The 19,486-nt window shown below is 38.6% G+C and carries 20 protein-coding genes, 1 pseudogene and 1 riboswitch; of the genes and pseudogenes, 6 read left to right on the top strand and 15 right to left on the bottom strand.

Annotation, left to right across the window (positions count from 1 at the left end; translation table 11 throughout):
- Window position 1 precedes the first annotated feature (1 nt).
- The 3 genes from MTF67_RS07330 to MTF67_RS07320 form a co-directional block, all read right to left on the bottom strand.
- Window positions 2–1,657 carry a DUF1566 domain-containing protein gene (locus tag MTF67_RS07330; RefSeq protein ID WP_248519159.1) on the bottom strand — a complete coding sequence of 552 codons (1,656 nt, stop codon included), beginning with the start codon at window positions 1,655–1,657 and terminating at the stop codon, window positions 2–4.
- A 67-nt stretch (window positions 1,658–1,724) separates the two neighbouring features.
- Window positions 1,725–2,057, bottom strand: a complete 333-nt coding sequence (locus tag MTF67_RS07325; protein WP_039037724.1) for a hypothetical protein — start codon at window positions 2,055–2,057, stop codon at window positions 1,725–1,727.
- Window positions 2,058–2,079: 22 nt separating this feature from the next.
- On the bottom strand, window positions 2,080–2,787 hold the full coding sequence (locus MTF67_RS07320; protein WP_248519158.1) for a DUF2982 domain-containing protein: 708 nt from the start codon (window positions 2,785–2,787) through the stop codon (window positions 2,080–2,082).
- Window positions 2,788–3,034: 247 nt separating this feature from the next.
- Between MTF67_RS07320 and MTF67_RS07315 the strand changes: the two genes are divergently transcribed.
- From MTF67_RS07315 to msrA, 3 genes are all read left to right on the top strand, one after another.
- Window positions 3,035–4,087 (top strand): efflux RND transporter periplasmic adaptor subunit, encoded by a 1,053-nt coding sequence (locus MTF67_RS07315; protein WP_008129354.1) that lies wholly within the window; start codon window positions 3,035–3,037, stop codon window positions 4,085–4,087.
- Window positions 4,088–4,090: 3 nt separating this feature from the next.
- Window positions 4,091–7,189 carry an efflux RND transporter permease subunit gene (locus MTF67_RS07310; protein WP_006791532.1) on the top strand — a complete coding sequence of 1,033 codons (3,099 nt, stop codon included), beginning with the start codon at window positions 4,091–4,093 and terminating at the stop codon, window positions 7,187–7,189.
- An 82-nt stretch (window positions 7,190–7,271) separates the two neighbouring features.
- Window positions 7,272–7,808 carry a peptide-methionine (S)-S-oxide reductase MsrA gene (msrA, locus tag MTF67_RS07305; RefSeq protein ID WP_248519157.1) on the top strand — a complete coding sequence of 179 codons (537 nt, stop codon included), beginning with the start codon at window positions 7,272–7,274 and terminating at the stop codon, window positions 7,806–7,808.
- A gap of 45 nt (window positions 7,809–7,853) precedes the next feature.
- Here msrA and MTF67_RS07300 read toward each other — a convergent pair whose 3' ends face one another.
- Both MTF67_RS07300 and MTF67_RS07295 read right to left on the bottom strand, forming a co-directional pair.
- The gene (locus MTF67_RS07300; RefSeq protein WP_248519156.1) at window positions 7,854–9,680 is read right to left on the bottom strand and encodes a TonB-dependent receptor; all 1,827 of its coding nucleotides are present in this window, start codon (window positions 9,678–9,680) and stop codon (window positions 7,854–7,856) included.
- Window positions 9,681–9,712: 32 nt separating this feature from the next.
- Window positions 9,713–9,876: riboswitch (cobalamin riboswitch) on the bottom strand.
- A 178-nt stretch (window positions 9,877–10,054) separates the two neighbouring features.
- The gene (locus MTF67_RS07295; RefSeq protein ID WP_248519155.1) at window positions 10,055–10,537 is read right to left on the bottom strand and encodes a YajQ family cyclic di-GMP-binding protein; all 483 of its coding nucleotides are present in this window, start codon (window positions 10,535–10,537) and stop codon (window positions 10,055–10,057) included.
- 152 nt (window positions 10,538–10,689) lie between these two features.
- On the opposite strand from MTF67_RS07295, the gene MTF67_RS07290 reads away from it, so the two are divergent.
- Together MTF67_RS07290 and MTF67_RS07285 are read left to right on the top strand one after the other, a co-directional pair.
- On the top strand, window positions 10,690–11,040 hold the full coding sequence (locus MTF67_RS07290; RefSeq protein WP_006791537.1) for a VanZ family protein: 351 nt from the start codon (window positions 10,690–10,692) through the stop codon (window positions 11,038–11,040).
- Entirely contained in the window at window positions 11,033–11,935 is a 903-nt protein-coding gene (locus MTF67_RS07285) for a 2-dehydropantoate 2-reductase (protein ID WP_248519154.1), read from the top strand. The genes MTF67_RS07290 and MTF67_RS07285 overlap by 8 nt, the downstream gene beginning before the upstream one ends.
- Before the next feature lie 38 nt (window positions 11,936–11,973).
- Here the strand turns inward: MTF67_RS07285 and thiI are convergent, their stop codons facing one another.
- Together thiI and MTF67_RS07275 are read right to left on the bottom strand one after the other, a co-directional pair.
- Window positions 11,974–13,431 (bottom strand): tRNA uracil 4-sulfurtransferase ThiI, encoded by a 1,458-nt coding sequence (gene thiI, locus MTF67_RS07280; RefSeq protein ID WP_008129371.1) that lies wholly within the window; start codon window positions 13,429–13,431, stop codon window positions 11,974–11,976.
- A gap of 98 nt (window positions 13,432–13,529) precedes the next feature.
- Entirely contained in the window at window positions 13,530–14,183 is a 654-nt protein-coding gene (locus MTF67_RS07275) for a TetR/AcrR family transcriptional regulator (protein ID WP_006791540.1), read from the bottom strand.
- Window positions 14,184–14,371: 188 nt separating this feature from the next.
- Here MTF67_RS07275 and coaD point away from each other — a divergent pair, with 188 nt between their 5' ends.
- The gene (gene coaD, locus MTF67_RS07270) at window positions 14,372–14,863 is read left to right on the top strand and encodes a pantetheine-phosphate adenylyltransferase (protein ID WP_006791542.1); all 492 of its coding nucleotides are present in this window, start codon (window positions 14,372–14,374) and stop codon (window positions 14,861–14,863) included.
- Window positions 14,864–14,922: 59 nt separating this feature from the next.
- On the opposite strand, the gene MTF67_RS07265 is transcribed toward coaD, so the two are convergent.
- From MTF67_RS07265 to MTF67_RS07230, 8 genes and pseudogenes are all read right to left on the bottom strand, one after another.
- Window positions 14,923–15,438 carry a hypothetical protein gene (locus MTF67_RS07265; protein WP_248519153.1) on the bottom strand — a complete coding sequence of 172 codons (516 nt, stop codon included), beginning with the start codon at window positions 15,436–15,438 and terminating at the stop codon, window positions 14,923–14,925.
- On the bottom strand, window positions 15,438–15,968 hold the full coding sequence (locus tag MTF67_RS07260; RefSeq protein ID WP_248519152.1) for a hypothetical protein: 531 nt from the start codon (window positions 15,966–15,968) through the stop codon (window positions 15,438–15,440). Before MTF67_RS07260 ends, MTF67_RS07265 begins: the two co-directional genes overlap by 1 nt.
- Window positions 15,968–16,498: a hypothetical protein gene (locus tag MTF67_RS07255; RefSeq protein ID WP_248519151.1), complete on the bottom strand. Its 531-nt coding sequence runs from the start codon at window positions 16,496–16,498 to the stop codon at window positions 15,968–15,970. The genes MTF67_RS07260 and MTF67_RS07255 overlap by 1 nt, the downstream gene beginning before the upstream one ends.
- A complete protein-coding gene (locus MTF67_RS07250) occupies window positions 16,498–17,028 on the bottom strand; it encodes a hypothetical protein (protein WP_006791546.1) in 531 nt (176 codons plus the stop codon). Before MTF67_RS07250 ends, MTF67_RS07255 begins: the two co-directional genes overlap by 1 nt.
- Window positions 17,028–17,558, bottom strand: coding sequence for a hypothetical protein (locus MTF67_RS07245; protein ID WP_248519150.1), 531 nt, complete (start codon window positions 17,556–17,558; stop codon window positions 17,028–17,030). Before MTF67_RS07245 ends, MTF67_RS07250 begins: the two co-directional genes overlap by 1 nt.
- Window positions 17,558–18,091: a hypothetical protein gene (locus MTF67_RS07240; RefSeq protein ID WP_248519149.1), complete on the bottom strand. Its 534-nt coding sequence runs from the start codon at window positions 18,089–18,091 to the stop codon at window positions 17,558–17,560. The genes MTF67_RS07245 and MTF67_RS07240 overlap by 1 nt, the downstream gene beginning before the upstream one ends.
- A pseudogene (locus tag MTF67_RS07235) lies at window positions 18,092–18,597 on the bottom strand (hypothetical protein).
- Window positions 18,598–18,950: 353 nt separating this feature from the next.
- The gene (locus MTF67_RS07230; protein ID WP_248519148.1) at window positions 18,951–19,484 is read right to left on the bottom strand and encodes a hypothetical protein; all 534 of its coding nucleotides are present in this window, start codon (window positions 19,482–19,484) and stop codon (window positions 18,951–18,953) included.
- Between the last annotated feature and the right edge of the window lie 2 nt (window positions 19,485–19,486).

The raw sequence follows: 19,486 nt of genomic DNA, 5'->3' as shown, positions 1-19,486 counted from the left end.
CCTATCGGCTTCTGACTAAACGAACATATGCGTTGTTCTCTTTTGGATAGGCAAGGTCATTACCATTGCTCATATCAATAATATAAGCTTGCGATAAACTGGTGCCATCTGCTGCAGTTTGAGATGTCCAATAAGGTAAATTAACATTATCGATAGCACCCGCTTCTGGCATATTTGGAAAGAAAGCTAAGTCAATTAAAACGCTTTGCCCTTGTTTCCCATAATCAATTAACCCCAAAAGCTCTGTATACGTGGGTACTCGCCAATTTGTTCCCCCACAAAAATCGATAGCATTAACTTCATTTATATAGGTTTGTAGGCCACAGCTTGTATCGTTAGGGCATGTTGTATTTGCTGAACTGTCTGCATCGGTAGTTGTGTCGCCAATGTCCCAATAATAGCTGTTTTGTGCATCCCGTAACGTTGTGTTTGGTAAAGAACCAGACGACGGTGATTTAACTTCCCAAACAAGCCCTGTGACGTTGTCACGAATACAGCTAAAGTCTTCACTTGAGTCATCCACCTCGTCGGCAAACTGATTAAGCTTTGTATAATCAAACGCGAGATTACCTATGCCTGCTTTATCTATGCGGTTAGCAAAGCTATCTCGACCGAGCTCTGCGTCTTGCTCAGGAAAGTCATCACTGCCACAATTTATGCGCTGCGTATTGTTGTAACATTCTCCCATACCACTATCGTTTATCAGGCCAAGCGCCTTTGGCGATATATCAATAAACACAGTATCTGTATCGGTTCGTCCTTTCGAATCGGTAACGGTTACTTCAAAGCTAAGCGTGGTATTGGTGTCCACATCGGAGGCAAAAAAGCTAGATACACATTGTTTGCTATTGCTGAGTGTTTCGGCATTCCCAGTTAATTGTTGCCATTCACACTGATATGTATCAGTTACTGTTTCGCTATTGCTTGCATCTAATGTTACCTGATCAAATTCTTCAACATTTTGATCATCCCCTGCATTTGCCGCAACCAATTCATTGGTTTTATTAAGGCTCATCGTGAATTGAGTACTGGCTTCGCCACCCTCATCGTCTGTAACCGTTAAACGCCAAAGTAATGTCGTGTTTGCTTCTAATAAAGGGTGAGTAAAGCTTAATGTTGAATCATCAAAACTGGAAATATCTAAGTCAGGGCCTGATATAAGTTCCCAAAAATAGCTATTAACCATCCCATTTTCATCCGGATCACTGGAATCAACGCCGCTCAGTATAATGGTATCTTGGTATACAGAAGGGAGTGTATCTGGTGCTGTTTGTGTTATTACAGCAATAGGGAGCTGATTATTAGAGCTAACCGAAATTAAAACGTCGTCACTTACTGTGCTATTGCCAGTGCTTTGATAGCTGACCCTTAGTACAATTTCACTGTCTGCTTTAACATCCGGTGCCGTAAGTGTTTGCTCTGCGCCTTCAAGTGGAAAGCCGTCAATACTTGGCCCGCTTACTTGCTGCCACGTAAATGTACCGTCAGCAGGTGAGCCTTGGGCGGTAATTGTAAAATCAATTTTTTCGATTACTTGTATGTCTGTGCCAGCATTCACAGAGGATTCAATATTTGTGGTACTGTCACCACCGCCGCCACCGCCGCATGCTGTAATAAAAATGCAGGAAAAAAGAGGGATTAACGCTAACGCTTTCATTCGTAGCACCTTGTGTGTCAAATAATTACCATGAGGTAATCACAAGCAAAAAAGGTGCCACTAAAGCTTACATGTAGGCGTCTTGATGGATACGAACGAACAATTTAGTGCCAACTTTGCTGTAATCAACTTTATATTCACGACCATCTAACGACTGAATAAATACTAACTGTTTTTCTTCACCAAATACTTCAGCGCTGCTTATATATACCATTTCTAGGTAACGGTCTTTTGCGTCGCGTCTATTTTTTGGTAGCTCCTCTTTAAACGGCTCTAATCCGTTTTGAGTCACTTTAATTCGTGGCTGATTTTCAGCGTTAACAATCACTAAATCAAGTTTTTTGTCTTTATGTATTATGGTATTACGACCACTTTTTAAAAAGGCTCTTTCTTGGCTCATTGTCTTTTCCTACAGTCGCAGTTTAATCTTTAAGCTGCGACGCTATAAACTGATGTGGCTCGCGCTTCCACTTATTTAAATTAGCGCTAAAAGCCCAAATATCTGTATCTAGTACACTGGCAGGTAGTAATAAATCATACCCTGTTAGCAGCTTGAGGTGCTTAGTTCTGTTTGCAAACATTGCTATTAAACCATTATAGCTAATTCCGCGCGCAGATCGATGTTGTGTATCTTCTACTAACCATTCTGATGGGCAATTGCCATTTTTGCAATGATTTTGAACAACCTGCATAAAAAAGTGTCGTTGTTCTATAAGTAATTTACCCGCAATTCTAGGGGTTATACTCATTAGAAATTCATCAATATCATTTAGTTTTAGTCCAACCGCGTTTAGCTCTAAGTACTCAAAGCCTTTTTCTACTTTTGGAACACCGCAAGAATGAAAGTTTTTATGAGATAAACACCAGCCCCCATATTTATGCCTATATTCAATAGCAGACTCGCTCAAAATTAAGCTGTAATAAGGTTCTTGGGTTTTTAAAAAACCCACAAAAATAGCCCCAAGGCAGGCACTGACCAAAAAAATTTCAACAATGCTAATAGTGCCTGATCTTAGTAAATTAAATGCCATAATAAATACTAAGCCAATAGCGCCTACTATTAATATTTCAATACCATTGCGTGCACCTTTCGGACGGTAATTAATACGCTTTTTAGTATGTTTATCCATATTGATAAAAAACCATATAAAATATAAACATAATAATAGCCCATAAAATCACTTTCCTGGCTGTCATACAGGCCTTGCAAGATGTTTTAAAATTCATATATTTATCGCTTTAATTAAACAAAAACCGGTACACATATTTAATATTACTTATTTTTACGCTTAACGCACAAAATTATGAGACACATAACAGACTTTATCCGGTCTTATTTCGTACAATACTTATAATTAATTTTCAGGTATGAAAACGATGTACTCTAGACAATCAGGCAAAGCTCTTTTTCCATTCATTATTACACTACTTTTAATATTTAGTGTTTATTTATACTTACCCTCTAGCCATGGCGAACAAGCTAATTTTTCTAACATGTCTACACAGGTTTCTGCACATACAGTAACTTCGCAAGAAAACGCTGTAATGATAGAAGCAATTGGTAGCGCACGCGCAAATCAAGCTATTTATATCAAAAGCGCACAAAACGACTACGTTACCGACATATTTTTCAAAGATGGTGACTTAGTGAGTAAAGGTCAAAAACTTGTGCAACTGCAAAGCAGACAAGAAGAATTGGCCGTTGAAGAACTCAGTATCAATTTACAAGAAGAAAAGCGTCAGCTTAACCGCCTTACAGAACTATCACGTACACAGTCTACAGCTAAATCGCTTTTAGAAGAGCAGTTATCTGTCGTAGACGCAACCAAGTCACAATTAGAAAGTGCTAAAACAACGTTAAGCGAAATGACCATTCGTGCACCTTTTTCTGGCTTATTAGGAAAACGCGAAATATCCATAGGCGCTTATGTTAATAATGCAACCATACTCACTACCCTTGATGATATTAGTATTATAAAAGTAGACTTTAAAGTTCCTGAAAAATATTTAGCGCAACTAGCCATTGGAATGAAAGTATTAACGCAAAATGACGCTTACCCTGGCCAAACATTTACAGGCAAAGTCACGCATATTAGTTCGCGTATTGACGCCGTTACACGCAGCATTGAAGTAACCGCTAGTTTTGCCAACAAATCTGGCTTATTACGTCCAGGCATGCTGCTAAATACCGCACTTGAGTTAAGTACAAGCCAAGCACTTATGGTCCCAGAAAAGGCCGTTATACCACTGCAAGATAAACACTACGTGTTTAAAATTACAGATGGCGTAGCAAACAAAATAGAAGTACACGTTGCAAGCAGAAATAACGGTTGGGTAGCTATTGATGAAGGCTTAACCGATGGCCAGCAAATTATTACTGAAGGGCTGATTAAAATTCGCTCGGGCAGTAAAGTTAGCGTTAAGGGGTAATACGTGAAAATTACCGACACTAGCGTTAAACGCCCCGTTTTTGCGATTGTAATTAACTTATTGCTACTAACCTTTGGTTTAGTAGCATTTAGCATGTTACCGCTACGCGAATACCCTGACATTGAAACTCCGATTGTAAATATTAGCACCTCATATACCGGGGCATCAGCGGAGATAATCGAAACTAAAATAACCCAAGTTATCGAAAACCGTATATCGGGTATTGAGGGTATTAAAAGTATTAATTCGTCGAGCCGTAATGGTCGCTCAAACATTACTATTGAATTCAATATTAGCCGCGATATAGATGCAGCATCTAACGATGTACGCGAACGTGTTGCACGTGCACTCGACAGCCTACCTGAGCAAGTTCGTCCGCCTGAGGTATCTAAATCAAACAGTGATGAAAGCCCTATTGCATGGTTTGTGCTTAATAGTGAAACCATGGACTCATTACAGCTTTCTGATTATGCACAGCGCTTTATTGTTGACCGCTTAGCCGTTGTGGATGGCGTATCTAATGTACGAATTGGCGGCGAGCGTCAATACGCTATGAAAATTTGGTTAAACCGCCAAGCAATGGCTGCGCGCGGCATAACTTCAAGCGACATAGAAAACACTCTGCGCACAGAAAATGTTGAGTTACCTGCTGGTGAAATTGAATCAATTGATCGCGACTTTACGGTACGTACGGCCCGAAGCTACAAAGATCAGCGCGACTTTAAAAATTTAGTTATTAAACGCGGTGAAGATGGCTATTTAGTTCGCCTTGGCGAAGTAGCCGATGTTCAACTAGAGGCCGCCGACGACGAAAGTTTGTTCCGTGGTAACGGCCGCAACATGATTGGCCTGGGTATTGTAAAACAAGCTAAAGCAAACACATTAACCGTGGTAGACAACGCACGAAGTGAGCTAGAAAAAATCAAACGAAACCTACCTGAAGGCACAACAATTCAAGACAGTTACGACTCGTCTGTATTCATTAAAGAATCGATTAGCGAAGTATATAGCACGCTTGCCATTTCAATGGGCTTAGTTGTTTTAGTGATATTTTTGTTTTTAGGCAACATTCGTGCAACGCTTATTCCCGCTGTTACCGTACCGGTAGCTTTGGTAGGTAGCTTTATGTTTTTGCTCGCTATGGGGTATTCAATCAACTTGCTAACACTACTTGCGTTAGTACTTGCCATTGGTTTAGTTGTTGATGACGCTATTGTAATGCTTGAAAACATTCACCGCCGCATAGAGCTTGGCGAGCCACCATTACTTGCAGCGTATAGAGGCGCACGAGAAGTTGGCTTTGCAATTGTAGCAACTACACTTGTGCTTATTTCGGTGTTTGTTCCTTTAGTATTTATGGATGGCCGGATAGGCGCGTTATTCACCGAATTTGCAATGGCTGTAAGCGCAGCTGTTTTTTTCTCAAGTGTGACCGCGCTTACGCTTGCACCAGCATTGTGTTCAAAAGTTCTAAAAAGCGCCGACAAGCCTAATAAATTCAGCCAATGGATGGACCGCCAGTTTACTAAATTAGAGCGCAGTTACCGTAATTCACTTTCAACAAATATGACCAAAAAATGGGGCTTGTTAGTCAGCTTAGTTTTAGCGGGTTTTGTGAGTTATTCACTGTTACTGCAAGTGCCATCAGAGCTAACACCTAAAGAAGACCGCGGCACCTTTTTCATTATGATGAGCGGGCCTGAGGGTGCTAGCTACGAAAATAATGCCGCCAATATGGCAAAAATTGAAGAACGCCTTATGCCTTACTCTGAGTCTGGCGAGCTAAGCCGTGTGCTTGTTCGTGTTCCTGGCTGGGGCGGTAGCGGCGGTGTTGCTATTGTTGGTATGGCTGATTGGGACAAACGCAAGCGCTCTACGTGGGAAGTAATGGATGAAATTAGTGGCAAAATGCGCGAAGTCACCGATGTACGTGCGTTTGCTATTATGCGCCGAGGTATTGGCGGTGGCGGTTCATCTCGCCCTATTGAATTTGTTCTACAAGGTAATGATTATGCTCAGCTTGCCGATTGGCGTGACCGCATTATTAAACGTGCAGAACAAAACCCAGGCCTTGTTAGAATCGATCATGATTACAAAGAAACATTTCCACAGTTTTTAGTAAGCATTGATAAAAATAAAGCGGCCGATTTAGGGGTGTCTGTGTCTGATGTTGGTCGTACACTCGAAACCATGCTGGGTCAGCGTCGTGTGACAACCTTTATAGATAGAGGTGAAGAATACGATGTCATTTTGAAAGGTACAAAAGAAGACTTTAATAACCCGACCGATATTTCAAATATATACCTTAAATCACGCAGTGGTGAGCTTGTTCCGCTAGACAGCTTAATCAGCTTAAAAGAAGAAGCAACGGCCTCACGCTTAAACCGTTACAACCGTATGCGCTCAATAACCTTAAGCGCAAACTTAGCCGATGGTTACACACTTGAACAAGCACTTAACTTTTTAAATAATGTTGCCGCAGAAGAAAACGACATTGACGGCGCAATAGACTACAAAGGTGAATCTCAGCTTTATTACGAAGGCGCATCAGCAATGACCTACGTATTTGTATTAGCGCTAACAGTCACCTTTTTGGTATTGGCAGCGCAATTTGAAAGCTTTATGCACCCATTTGTAATCATGCTAACAGTACCGCTTGGTTTAATGGGCGCGATGTTTGGCCTTTGGTCTACCGGACTTACGCTTAATATTTACAGCCAAATTGGTATTGTTATGCTCATAGGGTTAAGCGCTAAAAATGGGATACTCATTGTTGAATTTACCAACCAGTTACGCGACAAAGGTGTAGAATTTAGCGAAGCAATATTACAAGCGGCTACACAACGTTTACGCCCAATAATAATGACATCGCTAACAACGGTTATGAGCTCAGTGCCATTGGTATTAGCATCAGGCCCTGGCGCTGAAAGCCGTATGGTAATTGGTGTTGTGGTATTTACCGGGGTTATTGTTTCAACGCTACTTACTTTATTTGTTGTGCCAGCAGCGTATTATGCGCTTGCTCGTAACACACAATCGCCTGAATATTTACAACAAAAACTTAATAAACAAGCAGCCGAAAAACCGCTTGAAGAGATCTAAGCAAGCTAACGCGTCGTAACCTTGTTGTTATGGCGCTAAGCTTTATGCTTTGCGTGACCTTTGTCAAATATTAGGAATAATTATGAGTTCAACAACGCAAGTAGCAACCTTTGGTGGTGGCTGTTTTTGGTGTATTGACGCAGCATTTAGGCGTGTAAATGGCGTGTCTGATGTAAGCTCGGGTTATACCGGTGGCAATACTGACAATCCAACATACAAATCAGTATGCAGTGGTACAACGGGCCATGCCGAAGTAGTAAAAGTTGAATTTGATAGCACTATTGTAAGCTTTGAAACATTGCTCGCTATGTTTTTTACACTGCACGATGCTACGCAATTAAATCGCCAAGGTAACGATATTGGCACACAATACCGAAGTGTTGTTTACTACCATAATGACGAACAACTTTCGCTTACTAACACTATGATTGAACAGCTACAAACCCATGTTAGTGAGCCTATTGTTACCGAAGTCAGCCCGGTGACAACTTACTACCCTGCTGAGCACTATCATCAAGATTACTACAACGAAAACCCGCAACAGGGTTATTGCAGTATGTTAATCGCACCAAAATTACATAAGTTTGAAACCGTATTTAAAGAGTTTTTAGCTGAGTAAAAACACAAAAAAGCCCGGTAAAACCGAGCTTTTTATTTAGATTATTTAAAACTGGTAATCTATGCCAGCAAAAAAGCGGCGCTCTGGCGTGTTGTAGTAATACACCTGCCCTGTTGTAAAATCAGCGTTAGAATCGACTGCGTTGTATTCCTTATCGAATACGTTTTCTATACGAAGCGACACCGTAATTTCATCATTTACTTGGTAATTGCCTGCTAAATTCCAAAGCGTATACGAACCCAATTGCGAAACCGCCCCTGCTCGCTCACCGCGATATTGCATTGCTATGCTTGTATCAAATGCACCAAACTGTTTTGTAAGCTCCCAATTAAAGGTTCGTTTGGCAACGTTTCTAAGCGCTTCGCCTGTTTCTTTATCTTCGGCACTTAGGTAAGCAAAATTCACATTACTATCAAAACCCAAAATTTGATTGGCTAAACTAAATTCAACACCTTCATATTGGGCCTCATTAATATTGGTGAGTGCAAAATTAGCGTCATAATCAATTTTATCCTCAATTTCATTTCTAAAAATAGCGACATCGACACGTACAGTATCAAAGTCGACGTTTAAGCCAAGCTCACGATTCACTGACGTTTCAGGTTGAAGGTTGGCATTGCCGTAAAGAGGAAAGTACAAATCATTAAATGTTGGCGCTTTAAAGCCCGTGCTTTGGCTTATTCTGAAAGTTGCGTCTTCAGATAAGTGATAGCCAGCTGCCGCTGTGTACGTTGTTTCATTACCAAATTGCTCATCGTCATCTTGACGAACAGTTAAATTGGCAAGCAACTCATCCGCATCGTAATATGCGCCAACAAATACAGCTAATACATCGCGCTCTTGCACTTCAAACGTGGTTGAGCTTTGTGATACGTCATCATTGTACCAATTAATACCACCACTAATGTTTAACGTGTCGTTTAAGCGGTATTGGCCGTTGTAGTCAATTTGTGAGCGCTTAGTAACAAACGTACTTGTTGTTGGCCCTTGAGAAAAATCAACATAACGATTGTCTGAGTCATCCGTTGCAAATGCTATATCAAGGCTGTGAGTTTGATTTTTATAGTCTTTATTCCAACCAGCCGAAAGCTGGTAATTTTTAAAATCCCCTCGCTCAATCGTACTATCGGCAGGACTAAAGCGGCTGTCGTAATCAGCAAAGCCTTCGCTGTATTGCCCTAGTAACTTAAAGTTGCCGAAATGTGTGTCGGTGTAGTTTACTTTAAAGCCAAGGTTTTTATTTTCAAAACCGTCTTCATCGGGTGCTGCGCCCTGAAGTACATCAAAGTTGTCCGTCTTTTCAAACCCTGCATTAAAAGCCGTTGTTACATCGCCTGCTTTTACAGAACCAGCAATCTGGTAGTCTTGGTACGCGTCAGATCCAAACGTAGCACTGACCGAAAGGTTATCTGACTCCCGAGTAATAATATTAATAACACCTGCTAACGCATCAGAGCCATAAATAGCTGCACGTGAACCTTTAATTATTTCTATGCGTTCAATACTATTTAATGGCACATTACTTAATGCTTTTTGACCAAGCGTTGCCGAACCGGTGCGTACACCGTCTATTAAAATGAGCGTATCACCTGACCCTGTACCGCGCAATGAAACACCGGCATTTTGACCAAAACCGCCGTTAGGGTTGACCTGAAACCCAACTTGAGTGGTTAGTAGCGTTGGTAAGTCGCGAACATTACTGGTTTCAATGTCATTACGAGTTATAACATTTACACTCGCTAATACATTAGTAATTGATTGTTCAAACTTATTAGCGGTTACCGTAATGGTTTCGATTGATTGCTCTGCAGCAGATACAGATAGTGACAGCGCAGCAGTAATTGCAACGCCAAGAGTTGTTTTTTTTAACATGAAGTTCCCCTTCTTTGCCCACCGCAAAGAACTAAGTAAGATTACATCAAGGCCGGTCTCCGGACTCAGTAAATACATAGCTTTATGTATTACTTTACCGTTGCGGGGGCAGTGTTGGGATTGTAGTCATCATGAAAACGCACCAACTTCCCGATTATCTTATTAAAAAAATCAAACCATTGAAAAGATTAATAAGCACCTTGAAAATAGGCCGCTATTGTGAGGAGTTTAATAAAAAATGTCAACGGACGTCTATACAGCTAAAAAGAAAATCAATTAAAAACAAAAACGATGCCGCGTTCATAAAAAAAGCCAAATAACCTGCGCGGCTATTTGGCTTTTTATTTATAAAGCGCCCAAAAAGGCTTTTATAATTAATCGCGGAAGTTTTTAAACTGAAATGGCTGACCTAAATCGGCAGTACGCACTACTTGCATAGCAGCTTGTAAGTCATCACGCTTTTTACCCGTTACGCGTACTTCCTCGCCTTGAATAGCCGCTTGCACTTTTACTTTAGAATCTTTAATGGCTTTTACTACTTTTTTAGCCACATCTTTTTCAATACCTTGCTTTAGCGCAACGTTACGAAAAACATTTTTACCTGCACGGCTAATATCTTGTAACTCTAAGCTCGCTACATCCATACCACGCTTAGAAATTTTACCCGCTAAAATATCAAACAATTGCATAACCTGTGAATCAGCTTCAGCTTTTAGCTTAATTGTTTTGTCGTTTAGCTCAATAGATGCATCAACACCTCTAAAGTCAAAGCGAGTCTCAAGTTCACGGTTTGCATTATCTACCGCATTTTGTGCTTCGTTCATTTCTACTTCAGATACAATATCAAATGAAGGCATTGGTTTTCTCCTAACTATTCAATCTTAATTTTATGGCGCAATTATAACGCTAAAATTATAAATCTTTACATTTTTCTGCATCTTGTTCAGGTGCGATACTAATTTAGTTTGATATACTTAAGCTTCTTTTTTAAGCGACTCTAGGATTTTACGTGACAAGGCGTGTTTACCAAGCTGTTTTTTTGCTCAGCATCGTAGCGTTTACTTTTTTATTTGCCAAAGAAATAAAAGGCGCAGCTAACCTATTTCCACACATTGATAAAGTAGCCCATTTTGGGATTTTTTTTGTGCTTGCCATCATTATGGATAAAGCGTTTAAGCTTCCCTTATACGCACAAATTTTGTTATTGGCCGGTTACGGCGCATCAATTGAAATAATGCAAGACGCGCTCCCTTACAGGCAGGCCTCTATTGGCGATTTTATAGCTGATTTTGCTGGTGCTGCTAGTTACTTTTTACTAAGAGTTATTTTTACACCTCGAAAAAAGAATCCCTATGACTAATATTTTAATTGTAGGCGATGGCGCTATTGGCTTGTTACTAAGCCACTTTTTAAGTCACAAAAATAATGTTCATGCTTTAACACGCAAACCAACCTGCAATACGCGTTTTTATAGCCGTAAAAACGCTCCGTCAGATAACATTAATGCACGCTTTATTAATTTAAGCGATCTGGCGCAACAACCTAGTTATGATGTTGTTATTTTTACAGTTAAAGCTTTTCAGGTTCAAGATGCATTTTCACAAGTAAAACCTTATCTTGCTGCAAATTCAATATTAGTCGTTTCTCATAATGGAATGGGAAATATTGAAGAGCTTATTCCTCAGCTGAACACTCAGCAAGCACTATACTTTTTAACCACCAGCATGGCCGGATTTAAGTCTACCCAGTACATTGTGCAACATACCGGTGAAGGGCAAAGCGTGATTGGTGGCTGTAATAAACTTGCAGCTAAAAATCCACAATTTATATCACCACTACTTCAAGCAATTCCGAATTTAAAAATGGTCAATAACATTGAGCAACTTCGCTTTGAAAAGCTGTTGGTTAATGTGGCTATTAACCCACTAACTGCACTTCACAATATAAAAAACGGCCAATTGCGTGCCCCTGCATTTAGCGCAACGATAATGAGTTTACTCTATGAGGGCTGTAGGGTTGCTAACGCAAAAGGGTTGAATATTGCTTTAGCTGATGCGTTAAATAACGCTTACACCGTAATGTCGCTTACCGCTGAAAATTATTCTTCAATGCAGCAAGATATTGCTAATAACAGGCCAACAGAAATAATGGCTATTTGTGGGTATATTAGCGAGCAAGGCAAACGTTACAACATCAAAACCCCAACTAATAATGAGTTACTTGCTAAAATTCAGGCAAAAAAAAGCGTGGTTTAAACCACGCTTTATAAACTATTAACGTATTTACTTACCCTTTAAGGACGATACACTTTTACAGTTGTAAAGCCTTGCTCGTGTAAAATAAGCGCTTGCAACTGGCTCATTACACCTCTATCACAATATAGGTAGTAGTCTTTATCTTTTGGTAGGTCGCCAAACTTCGTAGCTAAGCGGAAAAACGGTAGGTGAATTACTTCAATACCTTCAATTTCAAGCGGCGCCGCGTCTTCTTCTTCTGGCGAGCGAATATCAACAACAACTGAACCTGGCGGTAAATCGGCAACCGACTCAGCCTCTTTAAGCTCTTGCTTAGCTTCTACGTCGATATCACGAACATCCATAACACGCGCGTTATCTATAACGGTATCAAGTACATCAAAGTCGAACTTTTCTTCTTCGCCTTTAATCACGTCTATTTTTGCTTTTACCGTTGGCTTTTTAGATATAACACCACAGTATTCTGGCATAGTTTCGGCCATTTCAGCGGTACCGATTTGGCGCGCAATGTTTATAATCTCTTGCTTATCATGCTGAATTAGCGGGCGTAAAATAAGGGTTTCGGTTACGCGGTCAATTACACTTAAATTAGCCAACGTTTGGCTGGACACCTGCCCAATACTTTCACCCGTTACAAGCGCTTGAATATTTAGCTTTTCGGCCACTGCGCTACCGGCACGCATCATCATACGCTTGAGTACAACGCCCATTTGGCTGTTCTCAACGTTTTCTAAAATTTCGGCAACAACAGGTTCAAAGTCGACCGTAATAAATTTTACTTTATGAGTAGAGCTGTATTTTTTCCATAAAAAGTAACTCGCTTGTTTAACGCCAATTTCGTGGGCAGCGCCACCTAAATTAAAGAACAAAAAGTGCGTACGCGCGCCTTTTCGTATCATTTGGTAGCTAGCTACGCCTGAGTCAAACCCACCCGACATTAACGACAGCACATCTTCTTGAGTTGGCAAAGGGAAGCCTGCCATACCCAAATGTGTTTGCGTTACAATGTAGGCTTTGTCGTCTTTTACTTCTAGACGAATAGTCACCTCTGGGCGGCTAAGTTTTACGCGGGCACCTTCAACGTGTTGGTTTAAACCACCACCAACGTAACGCTCTAAATCAGTTGAGGTAAAGTCGTGTTGGCCTATACGTTTTGCACGTACACAAAATGTTTTACCCGCAATTGTGTGGCCAATTAACTCAAAGGTTTTTTGATAAATTTCGTCCAACGTACTAAATTCGACTTCGGTCACTTCAATAAATTGCACTATACCTGGAATGCGTTGCAAACCATCAATAAAGTCTAACCGAGTTTGCGCGTCAGTTAATTTGGTGACAACTGAAATGTTATCCCAGTTGTTTCTTACTTGTACTTTTTCGTCAATACGACGCAATACAATTTTAATGTTATTTTCTAACACTTTAGTAAAGCGTTTACGAACCGAGCGGCTTTTGATAGCTATTTCGGGGTGTAGTTTGACGATAAATTTAAGCATAGTTCACTCTTAGACTGCGGGAATTCGCGCTCCCAGGCATTTGGCGCGCGATTATAGCAAAAATTTTAACGTCTAGGAAACAGCCAATAAATGAGGCGTTATGCTACTGCCGGTGCTTGCTGTGCAAGTGCCGTGTACTTTTCGCGAAGTTGGTTCATCTGTACGCTGCTTTTTTCTGTGCTGTAGGCCCTAAATAAAGCCAATACTTTTAAAATACCATAATAAATATCTTGCTCAGCAAGCGAGCCACTGGGTCTTCGTGCTTTTATGTAAGGTGTCCAAAAGCTAACAGTGAGTTTAAGCGTGTGGGCTAATTCGGTCACGTCTTGTTCGTCAATGGCTATCATGCCTTTATCACGCAATCCCAAAATAACGTTACGAACTTGCTCTAATAACTCAAGCTGAAAATCAATATACGCTTGTTTTAAGTCGGTATCTCTAGAGAGGATATCGCCAAGGTTGTCGTAAAAAAAGTGAAAACGCCACATAAGTTCAAATAGCGAGTCGAGATAAGCAGTTAAATGACTAAATGCATCATCGTCTTTATCAATAGGTTTAAAATGTGTACTTAAGTGATCACGGTAAAGCGCAAAAATATGGCGAATAATGTCTTCTTTATTTTTAAAGTGATAATAAAGATTACCCGGACTCATCCCTAAACTCGATGCAATATGGTTCGTTGTGATTGCACGCTCACCATTTTCATTAAACAACGAAATACTGGTGTGTATTATTTTTTCCTTGGTATTCATATGCTAATACTCAAATAGTCTATTGGCTACATTACACTCAAATTTGGATAGGCAGTATAAACAAAATTAACAATTAAAACACGCCCTAAACAACGCTTAAAATTACCGCTAATGGCAGCACTAGCAACTGGGCTGATTTGTTCTGTAAACACTGTTAAACTGCTACAAAATTATAATTTGTGAACCTTATGAACGTTACTGCAATTTACCCCGGCACTTTTGATCCACTTACTAATGGGCATACAGACCTAATACAGCGTGCTGCCAAAATGTTTGACACTGTTTTGGTTGCTGTTGCTAATAACCCAAGTAAGCAGCCATGTTTTAACCTTGAAGAACGTGTGGCGCTAGCAAACACAATATTAAGCCACTTAGATAACGTAAAGGTCATTGGTTTTTCTGGATTACTGGCCGATTTAGCACGCGATCACAATGCACACGTACTTATTCGCGGTATAAGAGCGGTGTCTGACTTTGATTATGAATTTCAATTAGCAAACATGAATCGCCGCCTAAACCCCGACCTTGAAAGTGTATTTTTAACACCGGCTGAAAAAAATTCTTTTATTTCATCTACTTTAGTTAAAGAAGTGGCGCGTCATCATGGCGATGTAAGCGAATTTGTAGACCCTATTATTGTAAAAGCACTCAAAGAAAAAGTAGGCTGCAATACTAATTAAGCCTAGTGAGTGCTTTACCAAAGCAAAAAATATAGGGGTATTAAGCCTCTAATAATACATTAAGCACGTGTGGTTAGTTTTTTAGTTAACCACACCAGTTTTAACAAATCTTTATTAGTAACAAGTACGACAGCCATTGTTATATCAACAAGCGGCATCACTAACCCGTAAACTCCCCATAACCACCAATAACCGCAATATGGGTTTACTATAAAATCAACATGCATTGCCAGAAAAAGCGTGGCGTTAATAGACAACCCCCCTACCAAGTAGTAAAAGCTGACAGGGATCACTTTTCCTAGGCTGTAACGCCAAATAATAATAGCCGCAATCGTAACCGCATCAAAAATAAATAACTGTAAATGCCTAAGTGGTGTATACATATCTATGTATAAACACAAAGTGTACGAAACCATCATAATGAATGAGAGTTGAGTTCGGCTATTATCGGTTTTATTAATAGCCGCAGACAAGTTATATAAAAAGGTGAAAACAAATAGCCACGTTATAAAAATACCAAAAGGTTCAGCTATTGAAACCATCATCCAAAAGTAATCTTCCAAAAAACTACCCATTACCTAGCCACCAGTGGTTTACGATTCAGCACACTGTTTTTTAATTTAACCAAACCTAAAATATCTTTATTTGTAATAAGTACTACAGCCATCGTTATATCAACAAGCGGCATCACTAACCCGTAAACTCCCCATAACCACCAATATCCATCATATAGCCTTACAATTGATTCAATATATACCGCCATAAAAAGTGTCGCATTTATAGTGAGCCCTACTATTAAGTAATAAAAACTAATTGGTATGATTTTACCAAAGCACAGTCGCCAAATAAAAATGACGATAATGGTGACGACATCAAAGGCAAATAACTGTAAATGAACTGATGGCGTATATACATCTATGTACAAACTCAACGAATAAGAAATCATCATAATGAATGACAGTTGAGTGCGGCTATTATCAGGTTTATTAATGGCCGCAGACAAATTATATAAAAATGTGAAAACAAATAGCCATGTAATGAGTATGCCAAAGGGCTCAGCAATTTCAGCGAGGCTAAAAAAGTTGTTTTCCAAAAAACTCCCCATTACCTAGCCACCGGTGCTTTTCGATTCAACACAACATTTTTCAATTTAACCAAGCCTAAAATATCTTTATTGATAATGAGTACTAAAGCCATGATTAATTCGTCAAAAGGCATCAATAAACAGTATACCCCCCATAACCACCAAAATTTGTAATTCTGATTGATTCCATTATCGATATGCATGGCCAAAAAAAGCGATGCGTTAATGCATAGCCCTGCAATTAAATAGTAAAAAGCAATGGGAGGTACTTTGACAAAACAAAACCGCCAAATAAAAATAACGGCAATGGTAACTACATCAAAAGCTAACACCTGAAGGTGAGCAGAGTATTGGCTTATATCTATATATAAACTCAACGTATAAGAAACCATCATAATTAATGACAGTTGAGTTCGGCTATTATCAGGTTTATTAATAGCCGCAGACAAATTATATAAAAAAGTAAAAACAAATAGCCAAGCTATAAAAATACCATAAAGTTCACCGATAGAGACCATAAACCAGAAAAAGTCTTCCAATTTATTCCCCATTACATAACTGCCTGTGTTTTACGATTCAACATAACATTTTTTAATTTAACCAACCCTAAAATATCTTTATTGACAATAAGTACTAAAGCCATCGTTAAATCAACAAGTGGTACCACTAATCCGTATACCCCCCATAACCACCAATATCCATCATAAGGCTGTATTATTGTATCAATATGCATAGCCATAAAAAATATTGCATTAGTAGTGAGCCCTACGATTAAATAATAAAAGCCAATTGAAATTATTTTACCAAAGCACTTCCGCCAAATAAAAATAACGATAATGGTAGCGACATCAAAGGCAAATAGTTGCAAGTAAACTGATGGCGTATATGCATATATGTACAGTGTCAACGTATAGGAAATCATCATAATGAATGACAATTGAGTTCGGCTATTATCAGGTTTATTAATAGCAGCAGATAAATTATATAGAAAAGTAAAAACAAATAGCCACGTAATAAAAATACCGAGTAGATCACCAATTTCAGCTAGGCTTAAAAAAATACTTTCCAAATTACTATCCATTACCTAGCCATCGGTGTTTTACGATTCAAGACAACACTTTTCAATTTAACCAACCCTAAAATATCTTTATTGGCAATAAGTACTAAAGCCATTATGAAATCAACAATAGGTGCTGAAAAGCTATAAAGCATCCATAACCACCAAAATTCATGTGTTGGATTTACTATAGTATCGATATGCATGGCCATAAAAAGCGATGCGTTAATACAGAGCCCTACTATTAAATAATAAAAACTAATAGGGATCACTTTACCTAAGCACAGCCGCCAAATAAAAATAACGGCAATAGTGACCACATCAAAGGCAAATAATTTTAGGAACAGTAATAGAGTAGACATGTCAATGAACAAACTCAACGTATAAGAAACCATCATAATTAATGACAGTTGAGTACGGCTATTGTCTGATTTATTAATGGCCGTAGACAGATTATATAAAAATGCAAAAACAAATAAACATGTGATAGGTATACCTAAGAGATTACTAATTGCAGCGAGACTCCAAAAGAAGTCCTCCAAAAAACTACCCATTACCTAGCCACCGGTGTTTTACGATTCAACACAGCATTTTTCAATTTAACCAAACCTAAAATATCTTTGTTAATAATGAGTACTAAAGCCATTATTATATCACTAGAAACCTGTCCAATAGCATACAATCCCCAACCCCACCAATAATCATAATTAGCCGAAACAGCATAATCGTAATGCATAACCAAAAACAGCATAGCGTTAAGACTCAAACCAAGAATAAGATAATAATATGCAATTGAGTAAGGCGCTTTGTAAAAGTGTGAAAAGGTCACGATTGCAAAAATAGCAACCACGTCAGATAGAGCAAAATCTAAATAAAACGAAGTCGTAATCATTAACTGCGCTTTTCCCATTATTAAGGTCAGCGTATACGACACCATCATTATTAAAGACAGAAACATAACGCTTCTGTTTTTAACATTTATGCTTATTGTTAAATTATAAAGAAATGCAACAGCAAAAAACCATGTGATAAAAATACTCAAATGGGCATTGATTGAACCAAGCATTAATGTGGCATGTTCAAGCATTTATAAACTTCGACTCAATTGTTTGTATATGTATGATTTTGCTTTAACCAAACCCAAGAAGTCTTTTTTAATGAAGAAAACAGCAACCATGGCAAAGTCGTTAAAGTTAACTAGCCAAGAGTAAAGTACTGTAAAAAGCCACGGTTCGTAGCTTTTATAAACCACGGTATCTAAATGCATTCCTAAAAATAGGATGGCATTCACTGAGAGCCCCGTTAATAAATAGGCGGATATAAGCCTCTCTTTAATAAATAAATTAAGCATCACTAGGGCAAAAATAGTGGCTATATCAAAATAAAAAAATCGAGGTACCGTATTGTTTGAATATCTATAAAAAGGCTTGATAGATATGAAACAGTCATCACTAAAGATAACCAAACACGCTTTTTGTCAGCCTTATTAATGCTAGAAACGAATGAATACAAAAAGGCCATTAAAAACCCCCACTGTACCAATGCTCCAATATAAAAACTTACATCAGGACTTAACATCAGGTCATCTAACATAATAATCGCTAATGTAATAAGAGCAGGTCATTCTGGTCGGTAAGTGCACGTTTAATTTGATAGGTTTGCATATGTTTGAAACCAATCTGAATAAAAAAGTCATTAAAAATACCCATTATAAAAATGCACTAATGTACATAGATAATTGGGGCTAGTTTTAAAGCGTTTCATGATTTAGTTGTTTACCAAGTTTTAGGAGTATGCTTTTATTTTACAGTCTAAAGCTGAGTGACATGTGGCTTAATACTTTATAAAGTATAGTTGTCAAAAATACAGTTATTAGAAATAAAGTAACCGCCCTTAAATTTATGCTTTGACGTTTTTTCATCGTAAAAATAAAAATGAATTTTAAGCTAGGGCATTTTTGAATTAGCGCTTGGATTTAGTAAAGTGCGGATTGCATTTTTAAGTTTATGAAGCCCTAAAATATCTCTATCAACTATCAAAGCTACAATCATTGTAATATCAACTAGGTTTACAGTGTATAAGAATGCCTCCCACAACCACCAATGTTGTTTGTTTTCATAAATGTATATATCGATATGCATTAACGCAAAGAAGACGGTATTGATACTGAGACCTATTATTAAATATAAAAATGATTGGGTAGTTTTTTTTACTATTTTATATAAGCACAGAAGAGCGGTAATTGTAGCTATATCATATAAGGCGAAATTTAAGTAGAGTGAATTTTTTAGGGAAAGCCAAGTAAAAAAGTAATCTGATAAGGTGTATGAACACATCATAACAAAAGAACTTAGTAAGAGGGTTGTGCCTCTTTTAACATCCAGTGAATAAACAAATGCATTAAAAAAAAAAGCCATTAAAAATCCCCACATAAAAAAAGCAGAGAGTGAAAACAGCCCAAACAAATCTTGTAATAACATCT

The organism is Pseudoalteromonas sp. 2CM32C (assembly GCF_023161925.1).
Taxonomy (GTDB): domain Bacteria; phylum Pseudomonadota; class Gammaproteobacteria; order Enterobacterales; family Alteromonadaceae; genus Pseudoalteromonas; species Pseudoalteromonas marina.
Note: the sequence above shows the minus strand (reverse complement) of the source record. Positions and strands in the feature narration are given on the sequence as shown.